Source organism: Nitrososphaera sp. AFS, from assembly GCF_009898475.1.
Classification (GTDB): domain Archaea; phylum Thermoproteota; class Nitrososphaeria; order Nitrososphaerales; family Nitrososphaeraceae; genus Nitrosopolaris.
Window position 1 is genome coordinate 28,599 of sequence record NZ_QURE01000011.1, and the last position, 14,767, is coordinate 43,365.

16 protein-coding genes, 1 tRNA gene and 2 pseudogenes (1 of these 19 running past the window's edge) are annotated in these 14,767 nt (G+C 42.0%); 6 read left to right on the forward strand and 13 right to left on the reverse strand.

Translation table 11 applies throughout. From position 1 onward, the window contains the following. Window positions 1–240, forward strand: a pseudogene (locus DYY65_RS02835) (B12-binding domain-containing radical SAM protein) (it extends 1,277 nt beyond the left edge of the window). 180 nt (window positions 241–420) lie between these two features. Here the strand turns inward: DYY65_RS02835 and DYY65_RS02840 are convergent. Both DYY65_RS02840 and DYY65_RS02845 read right to left on the reverse strand, forming a co-directional pair. Then, entirely contained in the window at window positions 421–759 is a 339-nt protein-coding gene (locus DYY65_RS02840) for a hypothetical protein (protein WP_162476478.1), read from the reverse strand. A gap of 115 nt (window positions 760–874) precedes the next feature. Continuing rightward, a complete protein-coding gene (locus DYY65_RS02845) occupies window positions 875–1,720 on the reverse strand; it encodes an FAD-binding oxidoreductase (RefSeq protein WP_162476479.1) in 846 nt (281 codons plus the stop codon). 192 nt (window positions 1,721–1,912) lie between these two features. Between DYY65_RS02845 and DYY65_RS02850 the strand changes: the two genes are divergently transcribed. After that, entirely contained in the window at window positions 1,913–2,185 is a 273-nt protein-coding gene (locus tag DYY65_RS02850; RefSeq protein ID WP_162476480.1) for a hypothetical protein, read from the forward strand. Window positions 2,186–2,282: 97 nt separating this feature from the next. On the opposite strand, the gene DYY65_RS02855 is transcribed toward DYY65_RS02850, so the two are convergent. The 10 genes from DYY65_RS02855 to DYY65_RS02900 all read right to left on the reverse strand — a co-directional run bounded on the left by DYY65_RS02855 (window position 2,283) and on the right by DYY65_RS02900 (window position 12,014). Continuing rightward, window positions 2,283–3,152, reverse strand: coding sequence for a fumarylacetoacetate hydrolase family protein (locus DYY65_RS02855; RefSeq protein WP_162476481.1), 870 nt, complete (start codon window positions 3,150–3,152; stop codon window positions 2,283–2,285). A 19-nt stretch (window positions 3,153–3,171) separates the two neighbouring features. Continuing rightward, window positions 3,172–4,962 (reverse strand): glutamate--tRNA ligase, encoded by a 1,791-nt coding sequence (gene gltX / locus DYY65_RS02860; RefSeq protein WP_162476482.1) that lies wholly within the window; start codon window positions 4,960–4,962, stop codon window positions 3,172–3,174. Window positions 4,963–4,966: 4 nt separating this feature from the next. Further along, complete coding sequence (locus DYY65_RS02865) at window positions 4,967–5,980, reverse strand: polyprenyl synthetase family protein (RefSeq protein WP_162476483.1); 1,014 nt, start codon at window positions 5,978–5,980, stop codon at window positions 4,967–4,969. After that, window positions 5,977–7,074, reverse strand: coding sequence for a type 2 isopentenyl-diphosphate Delta-isomerase (fni, locus tag DYY65_RS02870; RefSeq protein ID WP_162476484.1), 1,098 nt, complete (start codon window positions 7,072–7,074; stop codon window positions 5,977–5,979). Before fni ends, DYY65_RS02865 begins: the two co-directional genes overlap by 4 nt. A 3-nt stretch (window positions 7,075–7,077) precedes the next feature. Further along, a complete protein-coding gene (locus DYY65_RS02875; protein WP_162476485.1) occupies window positions 7,078–7,896 on the reverse strand; it encodes an isopentenyl phosphate kinase in 819 nt (272 codons plus the stop codon). Beyond that, complete coding sequence (mvk, locus tag DYY65_RS02880) at window positions 7,896–8,882, reverse strand: mevalonate kinase (protein ID WP_162476486.1); 987 nt, start codon at window positions 8,880–8,882, stop codon at window positions 7,896–7,898. The genes DYY65_RS02875 and mvk overlap by 1 nt, the downstream gene beginning before the upstream one ends. Next, window positions 8,879–9,739 (reverse strand): MEMO1 family protein, encoded by an 861-nt coding sequence (locus tag DYY65_RS02885; protein ID WP_162476487.1) that lies wholly within the window; start codon window positions 9,737–9,739, stop codon window positions 8,879–8,881. Before DYY65_RS02885 ends, mvk begins: the two co-directional genes overlap by 4 nt. Then, window positions 9,736–10,320 carry a 30S ribosomal protein S2 gene (gene rpsB / locus DYY65_RS02890; protein ID WP_162476495.1) on the reverse strand — a complete coding sequence of 195 codons (585 nt, stop codon included), beginning with the start codon at window positions 10,318–10,320 and terminating at the stop codon, window positions 9,736–9,738. Before rpsB ends, DYY65_RS02885 begins: the two co-directional genes overlap by 4 nt. A 197-nt stretch (window positions 10,321–10,517) precedes the next feature. After that, window positions 10,518–11,768, reverse strand: a complete 1,251-nt coding sequence (gene eno, locus DYY65_RS02895) for a phosphopyruvate hydratase (RefSeq protein ID WP_162476488.1) — start codon at window positions 11,766–11,768, stop codon at window positions 10,518–10,520. Between the two features lie 9 nt (window positions 11,769–11,777). Next, a complete protein-coding gene (locus DYY65_RS02900) occupies window positions 11,778–12,014 on the reverse strand; it encodes a DNA-directed RNA polymerase subunit N (protein ID WP_162476489.1) in 237 nt (78 codons plus the stop codon). Window positions 12,015–12,219: 205 nt separating this feature from the next. Here DYY65_RS02900 and DYY65_RS02905 point away from each other — a divergent pair. Continuing rightward, a tRNA-Leu gene (locus tag DYY65_RS02905) sits at window positions 12,220–12,304 on the forward strand. A 28-nt stretch (window positions 12,305–12,332) separates the two neighbouring features. Here the strand turns inward: DYY65_RS02905 and bcp are convergent. Next, window positions 12,333–12,845 (reverse strand): thioredoxin-dependent thiol peroxidase, encoded by a 513-nt coding sequence (bcp, locus tag DYY65_RS02910; RefSeq protein ID WP_162476490.1) that lies wholly within the window; start codon window positions 12,843–12,845, stop codon window positions 12,333–12,335. Window positions 12,846–12,952: 107 nt separating this feature from the next. Between bcp and DYY65_RS02915 the strand changes: the two genes are divergently transcribed. The 3 genes and pseudogenes from DYY65_RS02915 to DYY65_RS12885 form a co-directional block, all read left to right on the forward strand. Further along, complete coding sequence (locus tag DYY65_RS02915) at window positions 12,953–14,152, forward strand: geranylgeranyl reductase family protein (RefSeq protein ID WP_162476491.1); 1,200 nt, start codon at window positions 12,953–12,955, stop codon at window positions 14,150–14,152. Window positions 14,153–14,191: 39 nt separating this feature from the next. Next, on the forward strand, window positions 14,192–14,566 hold the full coding sequence (locus DYY65_RS02920) for an NADH-quinone oxidoreductase subunit A (protein ID WP_162476492.1): 375 nt from the start codon (window positions 14,192–14,194) through the stop codon (window positions 14,564–14,566). A 64-nt stretch (window positions 14,567–14,630) separates the two neighbouring features. Beyond that, window positions 14,631–14,767: pseudogene (locus DYY65_RS12885) on the forward strand (NADH-quinone oxidoreductase subunit B); the annotation flags it as partial.

Sequence of the window (14,767 nt, forward strand, 5' to 3'; positions counted from 1 at the left end):
TGTTGGCAACACAACTTGTGGGTTATAAATGACATTATTCCTATAATCATTAGGAACAAGACATATGGTCCTGCAATGAAGATATTTATGGCTCTTTTGATAAAGGCAGGCACTTGGGGCATTATGAGATATCTTAGGGGTCTATCCAAGAGCTTGTTTAATGGTAAAACCCCGGAAGAGATTGTTGACATTTATGCTAGAAAGCGATCAGTAACTACTTCACCCATGCCGCGTCTATGATGAACTATTTATCCTAAAGAATAATAAGTACTAATTTTGGTGTTCTTATATTGTGAAAGAGCGCCAATCCAACTTCAATTTGCCTATCTTTTAAACAAAAAGTACGAAAAGCAACGTAGGGATTGTCAAATATTCTAGCTATAATCTTTAGGTATGCCCAGCCTTCGATAGTTCACTCGACTATTTCTTCCTAGACTCCAGCTGTTCAATGGCCTCGTCAGCAACACTAGCTCGGCTAGGGGACAAGATGATAAAGTAGTTCTTATCGGCCCTTTCGACCGTGGTAACTGGTTTGTATTTCTTAGTGGATATATCAAACTCCAGCATACCTGGTTCGATGTTGCCTCTGGTATAAACCATCATTAATACATCTCCTGAAAGAGGACTTAGAGGTACGATTGAAAACACGTAGCCTTTGTAGGAGCTTACAGGCAACACCTGTTTCATATAAGGCGCAACTGAAACAAGGTACATAAATACATCCTCTATTGCTGAGAACTCTTCAAATTCAAATCTCATAAGCTAGCTCCAAGTTCCCGGTGATATAAGTATAAGGTCAAGAAAGAATAACTATAAACGAAAATCCAACCAAACCTTTCAACAAGTTTAAATCCCGGTAAACCTTTCACAGCTCTTACCCGTAAGATTCGAATTTAATGTCGAAACTTCCATCTTTTCTCTTGTTGCGCTCAGTCACAAACCCCTTGGGTACCAGGTAGTGCAACGCACCGTCAACCGTTCCCTGCCAACCGCAAACATAAAAGGAGGTATTTTCTGGAGTTATCTTTTCTCCGACCAGTTCCTCCAGGACTGAAAGATCGTTGGTGGAGTCTAATTTGAGGAAGGATTCTACGCGTCCTTTCTGACCACCCCAGGAGCGATTAAACCATTCCTGAGGCCTGCTGATGCTTGCTCTGTATCTGAAATTCCATTTATCCCTGCCTTTGTCTAGGCTCTCTTCTTCTAGGTCGGTCAATAGCTCCTTATAGCTGAGTTCGTCCACGTAACTAGCTCCATGTAAGATGACTATCTCACGGTGACTTTGAATTTTCCTTAGATGCAAGGAATACGAAACAAATGGTGCTAATCCGGTCCCACCCCCCATTAAGACTAATCTTCTATTATCGGGAGTGCCATCATGCATTTTCTCATTAATAGTGAACGTACCTACGGGTTTAACCCAAATCACATCGTCCCCTTCGAGTTTGTTAAAAATTTCTGTGGTTAGACGACCTGGCAGCGGTTTCCTGACCCATCTTATCAGCAACTCAAAATATTTCTTTTGATGTGGGGGCGATGCGATTGAGTAGGCCCTGCGAATTATCTTTTTCTCATTCTCGATATAGTTACCCAGTGTAACGAACTGGCCAGCTTTAAAGTCGGGAATCAGTTGTCCATCCAATGGTGATACCCTGATAATGGAGAGGTCTTCTTTCAGAACTCGGACGAATGTAACTCTCCCTTTGTTATCTACTACCATCTAACTCTTCGAATTTAACTGCGTCGCTTATAAATTAATTCATTCATTGAAGCAATTCCGTAAACATTCTTTTATGAAATCCTTAGCCATATTCATCAGTATGCTACGATGGAATAACAATGTGATGCCTAGCATATTTTAACTTTATCGAAGATTACACAGAAATATGACCGCTGGTTAAAGGATAGATATATGCTATTTAAATCTGAGACTATTAGTGAGCTTGCATCCACAATTAACGAACAAAGCTCCGAGCAGCGAAAGATGGTTGGAATATTTAACAACGCTATGAGTAATTTTGCTTCGGAAAGATCGCTCGAAGCGTGTTTGGAAGCATTGAATGCATCTATGCAAATAGCAAATGTCAGGGGGAAACTAGTTGAATGCTATGAATATTATTCAAGGCTGCTAGAAGAGGAGATAACAAGACTAAACCGATCCAAGGGGGATAATGCAAAAAGTTAGCTGGGATGTTTCGGCGCATGGCGCGATTAGACGGTCGACCAACAAGTTAGATGGCTCGTCTAGTATTCTTACAAAGCGGGGCCTATTTTCAAAGTAGCTACCGAAAAACAACTTTATTTCTAATTGTCCCCAGACCTTGTATAGATATCTCCACTATATCTCCATCTTTCAAATATTTTGGATCTTTCATGGACATTGCAACCCCTGCAGGTGTACCAGTCGAGATAATGTCTCCTTCCTCCATCGTTATTACACTACTTAAGCTTGATACAATCTTGTGAATGGGAAGTACCATGTTTCCGCTCGAGGATTTCTGCCTTATTTCCCCATTCACTTTAGTTATGATTTCCAGATCCTGAGGATCATAGATTTCATCTTTTGTGGTAATCCAAGGACCGCAGGGCGCAAAGGTATCAATGCCTTTGGCCCTCGTGAACTGCTTATCTTTGAATTGGATATCCCTTGCAGAAACATCATGCATAATCATATAGCCAAAAATTGAGTTCTTAGATTCATCTAGAGAAACGTTCTTTGTATCTTTACCAATTATTGCTGCAATTTCAGCCTCGTAGTCCAGTCGTTGTACGAATGATGGGCAGATAATATTGCTATGTGGAGGATTTAAAGTGGTCCTTGGTTTCATGAATATTACCGGCTCGTCTGATGGTGTCAATCCGGCATCTTTTGCATGGTCATAATAATTGAACGCGAGACATATTATTTTTGGTGGATTCGGTAATGGAACCAATAATTCTATATCATCCACTAGATGAGAGTATCTGAGCTTTTCTTGATGTTTTTTCACCTCTTCTAGCCAACCCCTGAACATAAATTCCTTTATACCAATTGGTATGGGTATGCCAGTTTGGTCTTCAATCTCATGCCTAGTGATTAACCTCTTTCCGTCCTCAGATATAAGAGCATAGGTTTCTAATCGACTTGCATTCCTTATTCTTGCAATTTTCATTTCATTATTCTCTCATGGACTACCTGTGCGTGAATATAGCGGTATTGTCGTCGTTTATGCTGCAGAAGCCGAATCTAACAAGCTGTATTATAGTACCTTTACTTAATGATCCTATGAAAGATTCTGCGTATCCCTGAAAGCATTCTAAACTGTTGCTATTAAAATTTTCTCCATTGTAAAGTTGCCTTGGTACTAAAACGTGGTATGGAAGAGCATCATTTTTTGCAACCCATTGTATTTTCCGCATGTTATGACTTATGATCTCTCCAGTACGCTCAGCAATCAATACTCTTTCATTTCTAGCACTATTTGTGCCACAAATTTCCACTCGATTAGGCTGAGTTTCGGGCACTGCATCCCTTATTGTAACGTTGTACAATTCCATTAGTCTGACCTCCTCTCCTATCTCCATGCTTATTGCATCATTTTCATCTATGTAAAAGAGGCTAGATACTTCTATTCGTCTGTGGCCCAAATCGAAATTTGGGTGATTGTTTAGAATCACTTCCTGTAAGTGGGCATTTTTGACCATTAGGATCGTTGGATTCTTGACAAAAAATAATCTAATACTTGTAGGATCTATTATCTTTCTGTTGGACGCTTCAAGTGATTCGAATGGTGGCTTTGTTTCAGATAAAGTAAAACCCAATGACAGCACAAATTTACGAATTGCTTCCGGCATGAATCCTCTCCTCCTTAAAGCTGCCAGCGTTGGAAGCCGGGGGTCGGCCCAGCCTTGAACCAGCCCATTATTAATTAGGGGCACGATCTTACGCTTGGAAACTGGCATACAATCAAACTCTAATCTTGAAAATTCCAGAAGGATTGGTTTCCTAAGCAAGAGCTTGTCAAGTATTGCATAGTAAAGTGCATTGCGCAATTCGTACTCTTTAGTTCTAAGGGCATGTGTAACTCCGTCCAAGCTGTCCTCCACCGGAGCAGCAAAATCATAAGTAGGCCATACTCTATTTGATCCACCTAGCTTTGGGTGTTGGCCATCGATAATTCTAAAGAGGGTTGGATCTCTCATAGCTGTGTTTGTATCAGCCATGTTGCCTTTGAATCTGATGATTGCTGAATTTGGCTCAACCGAACCATCGAAAAATGTTCGTAGTTTTTCCTTCGACTCTGAAGAGACTGATCTGCACTCGCATGGAATGCCCTTGGCCCGCATTTCCCGTATCCTGGTCTGAGAACAACTACAGATGTACGCACCCCCTGTCTCTACTAACTTCTTGCCGTAATCGCAAAGCAAGGTAATGTCATCAGAGGTGTTTTTGACTATGTCTGGCACTACTCCTAGCCAATGCAGACCGTCATTGATAGCCTCATAATACTCTATTTTCTCATTCAGTGGATTTGTGTCATCGAAACGCAAAATCAACTTTCCATTATATAGGCGGGCATATTCTTCGTCAATAATTGCGGCTTTAGCGTGTCCGATGTGAGGATAGCCATTTGGTTCTGGTGGGAATCTTGTGACAACCCTACCCATTTGTGCGTCTGGGAGGCTCGGCAGAAGGCGAACTTTCTCGTTTTCTTTGCTTGCTTCAGTTCCATCAGTCGATGTATGGGCCAGCAGTTCCTTCTGCTGAGCAAGTGTTAAATGATTTAACTCCTCAACTGCTTGCCTGATTTGAGGAACCAAGGATTTTATTTGATTACGTAGATTCGGGCGTTGAGCAATAACTTTGGATATAACATTATCGCTTTTGGCCTTGCCATCATGTTGGACCGCATTCTTCAATACGGCTTGCCTAATTATGCTATCTACGTCTTCGTCCTTAGAAGAGTATGAGGAGCTTGACATGAAGTCACAAGCTCCTCTCGACTATAAAGGAGGCAGATGATTCAAGAGCTAGTTTAGCTGCTGAGTCTTCATATACAGCTAATATCTTGATGGCCTTTTCTATATGGGTTCTGGCCCTCGTTCTAATTTCCACATCTATACCGACAGTGGAAATGGCTGCGACAGCTTGTTTCAAGTCATCAAATGAAGCATTTTTCCTGCCAAATATTCTAAGAATCTTGTTTCTATCCTCGCCATCTGCGTATCGTAAAGCCAAAAGTATGGGATAGGTCTTTTTACCTTCCCTAAGATCATTACCAACTGCCTTCCCAGTGACACTTGGATCACCAGTGATACCTATCAGATCATCGACCAGTTGAAAGGCGATACCGATATTTCTTCCAAACCGGGATAATCTCTCTACGTCAACTGGTTTAGAATTTGGCGCAGATAAAGCGCCCATAACACACGAGAGTTCAAATAGCGCAGCAGTTTTTTTAGTAATCATGTCCAAGTACTTCGGAGAATCAAAAAAAGATTCCTTATTCGTCGATGCCATACCAACATCAATAGCCTGGCCTTCGCAAACCTGAATACATGCCAAAGAAAGTCTGGCAATCATTTCACAGATAGATTTTTCTGGAATTCCGTTTGCTCGACCATCCACAGATAGCATTTCAAATGCTTTTGAAAACAAGATGTCGCCAGCCAGAATTGCTAGCGGTGTACCATAATATTTGTGCACAGTTTGGACATTGTGACGGGTGTCATCGTTGTCCATTATGTCGTCATGTACCAGTGAAAAATTGTGTATGAGCTCCACTGCAGCTGCTGCAGATATGGACGTTTTAAGGTTGCCACCGAATAGTTCGCCTGACTTGATCAAAATAAAGGGGCGTAATCGCTTGCCTCCGCTCGAAATATAATGCGAAGACGCGCGGTATAGTTCAATCGGATTACCTTTTAGGGAAGAAAGAATGTATTCGTTTACGTTAGACGCATTAGCCTCAAGCTCGTCTTTAATATCGATTGCATTCATCGGTTGCTACTAGTCCCATTTGCTAAATAGCCCGTCAATATATACCTTGAACCTTTCAACTCTTGTATATTCTTAGCCCCCACCAAAAACATAGTACTTTTAAGTTCCTCAATTATCATATTTGCGAATTCAAACAACGCTTGCTGCGATACAGAAGCTTTACGCAGGAATGGGTATGCCATTCCACACATATCTGCACCTAAAACCAAGCATTTGGCTATTTCTAATCCATTACGTATGCCACCTGATGCAACCACCTTAACTTTAGGTGCACCCCGTTTTGCTTCAATAATACTAGCAGCAGTCGGTATACCCCAGTCCCAAAACAGCTCTCCTAGGCGAACTTTTAGTTTGTCTTTTTGATTCTCTGCTCTTAATTTTTCAACACCAGCCCAGCTGGTTCCACCAGCTCCTGCGACATTAATCCCAGAAACCCCAGCTAACTGCAGTCTTCTTGCAACCTCCATAGATATCCCGGATCCCACTTCCTTTACTATTACAGGTACATCTAGTTCAGATGCTAATTCTGAAATCTTTTTCAGTACGCCTCTATATTTTGGCTCTCCCTCGGGTTGCACAAGCTCTTGCAGTGGGTTGAGATGTATTACAAGAGCATTTGCTCTTATCATCTTCAATATTTTTCTCGTGTCTTCTATCGAAAACCCTTTAGCAAGTTGTGCTGCACCGATGTTAGCAATAAGAAATGCATTTGGCGCATTCTTTCTTGCAATTGCATACGTTTCAGCAAGCTCCTCGCTGCGAAGTCCTGCTCTCTGACTCCCTAGACCCATGCCTAACCCATACCTCTCCGCGAGCTTTCCCAACCTGGCGTTGATTTGTAAAGCTTCAGGAGTACCCCCTGTCATCGAGTCTATGATTATCGGAGCTGAAAAATTGTGACTCAAGAAATTTGTGGAAGTTTCAATCTCTTCATAATCAAGCTCAGGCAACGCATTATGCACAAATTTGATATCTTCAAAACAGGTTGAATTTGTTCTAGCTTGTACGTTATGACGTAATGGTATCTGTATTCCTTCCTTTTTGCGCTGTTTAATAACTTCGAGATCAGAATGGTTGTTTGAGGAACCGGGCAATTTCTAACCTCTCCTTTCTTCATGCCTAATTAAGGTCCCTTCAAAATCACACCCGTTTATTGCATTCAGAACTCGCTGTGGCTTCAATCCATTTACTAACACCACGTCGATTCCTGAAGCTGCTATCTTCAGGCCTTCCTCGATCTTTCTGTTCATTCCGCCAGTTACATCCAAAGTAGTTTTTGAAAATGTTGCCGATTTGTATGTTTCGTAGTTTATTTCCCGAATAATATTTTGGGTACCAACGTCACCGTATAGCCCATCTACATTGACTAAAAAGATCACTTTGGACGGCAGCAACGCCTCTGCCAAAATTGTCATTAACGCATCACCGGACAAAATAGAATAATTTTGCTCCGCAACATGAACTATATCTCCAAAAGTCACAGGCACAGCACCTCCTACTGCGATAGCTTCAAGTTCTTCAATTCTCTTTACTATTGGCTCTAATCCATGCATGAATACCGAAGGCATAACTGAATATGGTTTAGCTCCACTTTCAATCAGCCCCTTGACTAAAAGTTCGTTTAGCGCTATCATGGATTCATGAACCACTGAGACTCCCTTAAGATCATATCTAGCAGGCTTTGTATGCATCTCGTATTTCACGGACCAATAGTGCCCAAATGAGCCACCCCCGTGAACAATAATCAGTGGCTTGTCGATCGAAGCAATAATGCGAGAAAGATGGTTTATGCACTCCATGTTAGGCGAAAGAGGTTTCTCTTTGAACGTTATGACTGAGCCGCCAAATTTTAGCAATATGAGCCCTGATCTTTCTTTTCGCACATCAATTTTGTGAGATGAGGATGTGCTAGGCATCAATGAATCAGGACTCCATCATAATCGATCTTTAAAGGGAATGGCTCGTATTTCTTCAAGTTATTCTCAATCCGGCTAAAAAAGGTGGAATGTTTATTTGGAGGAAAAATACTAATTACGCATCCACCACCACCTGCACCCGTTAATTTAGCTCCCCAGGCTCCTTTCTTTAAGCAGAGGTCAATCAGTCTTTGGATTTTTTTAGTTGAAACTCCTATTTCTTGCAGTAACGTTTGATTTTGATTCATTAAACCTCCGAGCCTAAGATAGTCGCTACGTTTGATAGCATTCAATGCCTCCTTGGATATAATTTTCGAAAATCCAGCTAACACTTTAAAAGCCGGATAATTAGACTCCCTGTAGCTTTTGACGGACGACACCAATTCTCCAGTTGAATGCCTTTCCTTTGTGTTAAGCAAGGCTAGTGGTAAATCCTTTTTTGCTCGAATTCTCTTGAGGCCATTTTTCTTCGTAAAGTACATTATACCGCCGTAAGTGCAAATGCTGCAGTCTGCTCCTGAGGAATTGTGATGTATTCGACGTTCTGATTCGGTAGCTTTTGTGCATATCCATTTTCTAATAGGCTCATGGAACAGTGAATCCACGGCTGCTGTTATTGCTACGCAACAAGCTGCCGAAGAACCTAATCCTATACCTACTGGAAAGTAGGAACTCAGTTCGATATTTAGACCAATCTTGTAGCCTCGCTCCAAAAGGACCGCCTTTGCACACTCTACCAACGGTTCCAAAATCAGTTTTGAGTCCGGGATTTTTTGCATATTAAGGCTTTCGGCTCTAGCAGAACCTGCTAATTTGTGGACTGATGAAATAGTTATCTCCTTCCCGCGACTGATCCTGACCTTTGCATGCACCCGCCTATCTATTGCCGCCAAGATTGCAGGGCTATCGTAAACTACAAAATGTTCTCCGAATAAAACAACTTTGCCTGGAGCAGAGGCTTCTGAAGATCTCCTTCTTAACCTCATGTGAAAATAATTGAGGCATAGCCAACCACACTCGTTGTATCACCCCTTACATCTCCGCTCGTTGCATATCTTAAAAGCTGTCCTCTGGTTGCTCCGAGCGCCTTCACCGAGATCATCACCGCAGCTATTGCCCCAAAACCACATGCAGTAACATTTAGCCTTTCCAACGTATCGTAGAATTTTGAGACATCCAAAGACAGTATAGCATCTATCAATTCTGAATCTTTCCGGTGCGCATCTTCATTTGATTCATAATGGGTGAAATCAGACGAAGCAATAAGCATCACCTCGTTAGTTCTGGTTCGGGTAACTCTAGCGATAGAATCGCCTAGCTTTAACGCAGTTTCAATGTCTTGCATTATCATTATTATTGGTGCTATTTTGAACTGGGTGGTTTTAGTGTATTGAAGAAACGGCAGTTGTACTTCGAGACAATGGTCTCTACTGTGGGCCAGCTCATCAAAATCAAGGATTTCCGCATCTTCCGAAATACTATTGGCAAGATCAGAATCAATTCCAACAAGCCCTAGAGGAGTTTCCCATTCTCCGCTTTTTACAGTCGCCAGACCCGGTCCTATTCCATAATGGTTGGGACCTATCATAATCACACTATTGAATCTGTTCGTGGATATCTTGTAATAGGCATTTGCTGCTACAGCGCCGGAATAAATATAGCCGGCGTGTGGAGAAACTATGCCAAAGATTTTTTTGGTCTTTTGGCTTTTGTCCGGTGGTATTTCACCAGGTCCAAAACGCCCATCCTTAAATGAGAGACCTATGAGATCGTAGAGTTCGTCCTTTTTAGACGGATAAAAGACTCCAGCGACGGCTGGGGATCTTCTATTCCGATTACTCAAGGAATTTCCTCTACTAACTTTGTTTCAAATTCCTCAATCGGCATTTTCATTTCACTATCTCGCTGGATTGTCCCTTGCTTCTTTAGGACTTCTCTAGCGAGTAACCAATAAACAGTAGCGAGTGCCTTTCTACCTCTGTTATTAGCTGGGATAATAAGGTCTACCTTGGAGGTAACGTTGTCACTATTTGATATTCCAATGACAGGGACCCCAGCCCTGGTCGCTTCAAGAACGGCTTGATGGTCGGCCTGAGGATCAGTGACGATCACTATTTCTGGTTCCATATATTTGGGCAGAGAAGGATTCGTAAAAGTGCCGGGCATAAAGCGTCCAAGCATGCGTGTCGCACCTGTGAGTTCGCAGAATTTCTCAACAGGAGTCTTACCATACTCTCTAGCCGATGTGACAGCTACCTTTGAGATGGCCGACCGACCGATAAATTTTGCTGCTACATCAATCCGAGAGAGCGTCTTGCTAATGTCAAGTATGTAAAGACCTTCTGGGTTTGCTCGGACAATAAATGGTGTCATGTATTTGGTTTTGACAGGGGTCCCTACTCTAATGCCTGTGGATAAAATCATCTTTTCTAAATTGTCGGTTTCTGGCGAATAGTTTTGAGTATCGTCTTTTTCTGGAGGCTGTTCATATGTCGGCTGCGACGAGGCTACAGGATCACTTTTGTTGCCTTCTTCATTCCCTATATCAATACTCGCAGCACCACTTACTCTGGTCTCCGACTCGCTATTCTCAGCAATCGACGCATTTTCTACCTCGTCACTCATTTTGCAGAGAAAAGGTCAACCATGCCATCTATTAAATCATACTCCGTTATTCTCACGAGTTCATTTGATTTTGAAATTCTTTCTCCGCCCACGATCCCCGCCTTTAACATTTTTGAATCAGTTGCAATTCCTATATGAGAAAGATGAGAATCTATAGATTCTCCAGATCTGTGAGAGGTTATGATTTTAATCCCATTGGCAGAGCAAGTGTTGGCGAAATTCATTGCTTCATACAGGCTCCCTGCCTGGTTGACTTTCAGTATTGCACCGCTACAAGCATTATGTTCCGCAGCGAACTTTGCACGTGATGTGTTAGTAACCAACATGTCATCGCCAGTAACAATGCACCGTTTGTTTTCCTTTGTGATATTTGAGGCTCCTTCAAAATCCTCCTCGTTGACCGGATCCTCTACATATATGAGATTGTATTTTTTTATAAGCTCATTAACATAGTCTATCTGTTCTTCTCGGTTGCGTGCTAAGCCCTGTCTTTTATAGTCATAGATTCGTTTTGTCTCATTCCAGTACGATGAACTAGCAAAGTCAACTCCTAATGAAATTTCAGCTCCCAGACTATATCCGCTATTTTTTACTGCAATTTCTGCGATTTCTAGTGCATGATCATTATTTACGTGGGGCGCCCATCCTCCTTCATCTCCTCGACCATAGGTGAAATACGGATCCAAATCTTCGATGACTGATCTCACTTCTTTATGAACTCTAAAATTCATTTCTAGTGCCTCAACAACATTTCTAGCACCAACTGGACACGCAAGAATTTCTTGGATATCTGGTGTCCCAGGACCCGCGTGTGCGCCACCCCCAAGAATATTGCCTAGCGGATATGGATACCTATATGGCCCTTTAGGCTTTAGTAATCTGAACAATGGGATTTGCAAAGCCCTCGATGCGGCCTCTACAGATGCCACACTGATTGCATATGCAGCAGCACCTCCGATAATGGAGTATGTTTCTGTATTGTCAATCGACCTTAATGCGTCAAAAATTTCTATTTGATTGCTAGCATCTATGCCAACAAACCTATTTTGGTTAGACTTTATAATTGCAAGGGCTCTTTCGGGACTATTGCTAGGAAAGCTTTGGGCCTCGTGTTTTCCAACGCTAGCTCCGGATGGAGCGCAAGCTCTACCTAAAAATTTTTTATCAGCAATCACGTCAATTTCCAAAGCTTTGGAGCCTCTACTGTCATATATGAGCCTGCTATTGAGACTTGAAATGGATGGCATAAGAAGTGTTTATTCGGTTTCTGACTGTATCTCAGACATTCTCCGCCTCAAGGCCTCGTAATATGGGATGATTTGATAAATTGTCTCGACAGTTGAAACTAACATTCTTCTACAGCAATAACGCTTGACATTCAGGGAGTCGCTTACTTTGGATGGGTCCTCACCTGCTTTTACCCTATTACTATATTCTAAATACTTGTCTCCAATTACCTTACCGCAGGTAAAACATCTCACGGGCACTAGCATCAAAAACTGGAGTAAGCAAAGTGTTATAAAAACCATTTAGTGGCAACCTAAAAATCAGGTTGATACAGATTCTTTTGTCTTGTACTATCATTCATTTTATAATTACCAAGCAAGCTCGGCTTTTGTCCTATTTTGTAGAGTGCAGGTGGACCTCAAGAACCCTAATATTCAAATTAGTCCTTGCAAAGCATAAAGTAAAGGAAAAGCGGGAGTCGCCCAGCTTGGCCAAAGGCGTAAGACTGAGGCTCTTATCCCTTAGGGGTTCGTGGGTTCAAATCCCATCTCCCGCACTCAGCCATGTTTTTCGTATAACATTGGTCACTCAAAAGATTCGAGCACTTCTTGGCTGTGACCACGGGGCTTGACTTTGTTAAATATCTTAAAGATCTTTCCATCTTTTCCAACCAAGAATGTCGATCTAGTCACGCCAAAATATTCCTTCCCCATGAAGTTTTTCAGTCCGTATACTCCGTATCTTTTAGATATCTCATTAGTCGGGTCGGAAGCGAGTAAAAAAGGAATTCCCATTTTTTCTTTGAAGCCTAAATGCGATTGTATATTGTCAGGACTAATCCCGATAATTTCTATATTTGCTTGACTGAACATTTCATAATCCCGTGTGAATTCGCTCGCTTCAGTAATACATCCCGGAGTGAAGTCCTTAGGATAGAAGTATATTACTAATTTCTTTTTGTCCTTAAAGTCTGAAACCTTAATGGCATTTCCATCTGAATCTGTCAGGCTAAAATCGGGAGCTAGATCTCCTCTTCCTAATACCGAACTACGATCATGATCTCCGTTCCTAACCAATGCAGTTTTAGGATAACGCATGATTGTAAAAAACTTACACCTTCTTCCTATCTGGTAATGGCTCATACGTTTAATTAGACCGATAATTTATAGGAGAAGTTCCATTTTAAGAAAGGCAATCAGGTATTATGGTACCATACGATATTGCTGTTGTTGGTGGAGGGCCAGCTGGGCTGTCAGCTGCACTTGGAGCTGCAAAAGCGGGAGGAAGCGTCATTTTATTGGAAAAAGATGAGGGCATTGGACAGAATGTCAGGACAAGTGGCGTTACATGGATACATGAAATTGAGAAGTTAGGCATCGGCAAGGATCATTATAATCCGATAAGGAATTTTTCATTTGTCTCAAATTCCAATTCAGTTACGATCAAGGGAGTTGCACCCAGAGCCTGTGTGTTAAATGTTCGCAGCGCATATCAGCATTTAGCAATGCTTGCTGCTGAGGCCGGCGCAGAGATAAGGGTAAGGAGCAAGGTAACGAATGCCACAATTCTGCCAGACCGAAAAATGTGTAGGCTAAGATCAAGGACACCGAAAGGAGAAATAGAGTTAGATTGCAGAACAATCATAGACGCCAGCGGCTTTAACTCCTTAATTGCTAGGTCTATGGGGTTGGTCAAGGAGTGGGGAAGATATGGAATTGGCGCGGAGTACGAATGCTATTGCGAAAATCTTGATCTTGATACATGGGTCCTAATGGTCGGCTCAAAATATTCTGATTCAGGCTATGCGTGGATTTTTCCTGTTTCAAGAAATAGAGCACGTATCGGCGTTGGTGTTGGGAGACCTGAGTCACGGTCAGACCCCGTGGAAAAATTAAATGAAATATTGGTCGGTAGACCACATCCACTCGATCAGATGGGAAAAATCCAGCCTATTGAGTTTCATCGTGGGTTTATCCCAAACGAGGGTCCAAGAACCCCAATGGTGTACGATAGGCTAATCCTAGTAGGGGATAGTGCCGGCCAGTCCAATCCGTTGGTGCTGGAGGGAATAAGGTATGCGATAGAGTATGGAAGGATTGCCGGGGAGATTGCCATGAAATCAGTAAGTCAAAATTGTAATAAAGATATACTTTTTGGGTATGAACGGATGTGGAGGCAAAAAAATCAAGCATCCATAACTTCTGCACAAAGGGTTCAAAAGAGATGGGTTAATTTATCAGATGAGGAGTGGAATAGTGAGATCGATATTTTAAGAGAGATGTCTATAGATGAATTCATAGATTTTATTAAAGCGGAGTTTGGAATCTGCAAACTTGTAAAGTTCGGCCTGAACCATCCAAAGGTGGCTTATCGACAACTGTTAGGACTAATCAAAAACCCTTAGCAAAAGGTTTATATCTATTACCAATGAGCAAAAGCTGTTTTGCCTGGCGAAACCGTAACTGAATTTGCGCCCGTCTTGTATACACTCGGTTTCGGTGTCTTGGCTGGTGGTATATCTCTATTCTTGTCAAGGTTGATTTCTCCCAGAAGAAGGCATACTCCAATGAAATTTTTACCAGTGGAATGCGGTCAGGTGCCACTTGGAGAGGGCCGCTCTCATTTTATGATGCAATATTATGCATACATACTAATGTTTGTAGTATTTGATGTGATGGCAATTTTTCTTTATCTTTGGGGCGTTTCTTTATTCTCAGTTCCTCGCGCTGCAACTCTTCCAATTATGGCATTTCTGGGAGTTATGTTTTCTGCCATGGGATATGCTTTGTACTTATCAGGGAAGAAAGGCATATGGTAAATCTGATCAGCGTATCAACAAGTATTAAATATCGAATAGTTAAACATGAAAGCGAGGGATCCCATTGCTCAAGGATCTGATAAACCCTGCTCAGTTCAATATAATGGTAGGCAAGCTAGGCGACGTATTGGTCAAAGCTCTGGACAAACCATTAGGTTATGCTATAAACTGGGGCCGGATATGGTCTCTGTGGCCGGTTCA

Coding starts and splice junctions, on each gene's coding strand:
- DYY65_RS02840 (WP_162476478.1), bottom strand. CDS start 759: ATGAGATTTGAATTTGAAGAGTTCTCAGCAATAGAGGATGTATTTATG.
- DYY65_RS02845 (WP_162476479.1), bottom strand. CDS start 1,720: ATGGTAGTAGATAACAAAGGGAGAGTTACATTCGTCCGAGTTCTGAAA.
- DYY65_RS02850 (WP_162476480.1), top strand. CDS start 1,913: ATGCTATTTAAATCTGAGACTATTAGTGAGCTTGCATCCACAATTAAC.
- DYY65_RS02855 (WP_162476481.1), bottom strand. CDS start 3,152: ATGAAAATTGCAAGAATAAGGAATGCAAGTCGATTAGAAACCTATGCT.
- gltX (WP_162476482.1), bottom strand. CDS start 4,962: ATGTCAAGCTCCTCATACTCTTCTAAGGACGAAGACGTAGATAGCATA.
- DYY65_RS02865 (WP_162476483.1), bottom strand. CDS start 5,980: ATGAATGCAATCGATATTAAAGACGAGCTTGAGGCTAATGCGTCTAAC.
- DYY65_RS02875 (WP_162476485.1), bottom strand. CDS start 7,896: ATGCCTAGCACATCCTCATCTCACAAAATTGATGTGCGAAAAGAAAGA.
- mvk (WP_162476486.1), bottom strand. CDS start 8,882: ATGAGGTTAAGAAGGAGATCTTCAGAAGCCTCTGCTCCAGGCAAAGTT.
- rpsB (WP_162476495.1), bottom strand. CDS start 10,320: ATGATTTTATCCACAGGCATTAGAGTAGGGACCCCTGTCAAAACCAAA.
- eno (WP_162476488.1), bottom strand. CDS start 11,768: ATGCCATCCATTTCAAGTCTCAATAGCAGGCTCATATATGACAGTAGA.
- DYY65_RS02900 (WP_162476489.1), bottom strand. CDS start 12,014: ATGCTAGTGCCCGTGAGATGTTTTACCTGCGGTAAGGTAATTGGAGAC.
- bcp (WP_162476490.1), bottom strand. CDS start 12,845: ATGCGTTATCCTAAAACTGCATTGGTTAGGAACGGAGATCATGATCGT.
- DYY65_RS02915 (WP_162476491.1), top strand. CDS start 12,953: ATGGTACCATACGATATTGCTGTTGTTGGTGGAGGGCCAGCTGGGCTG.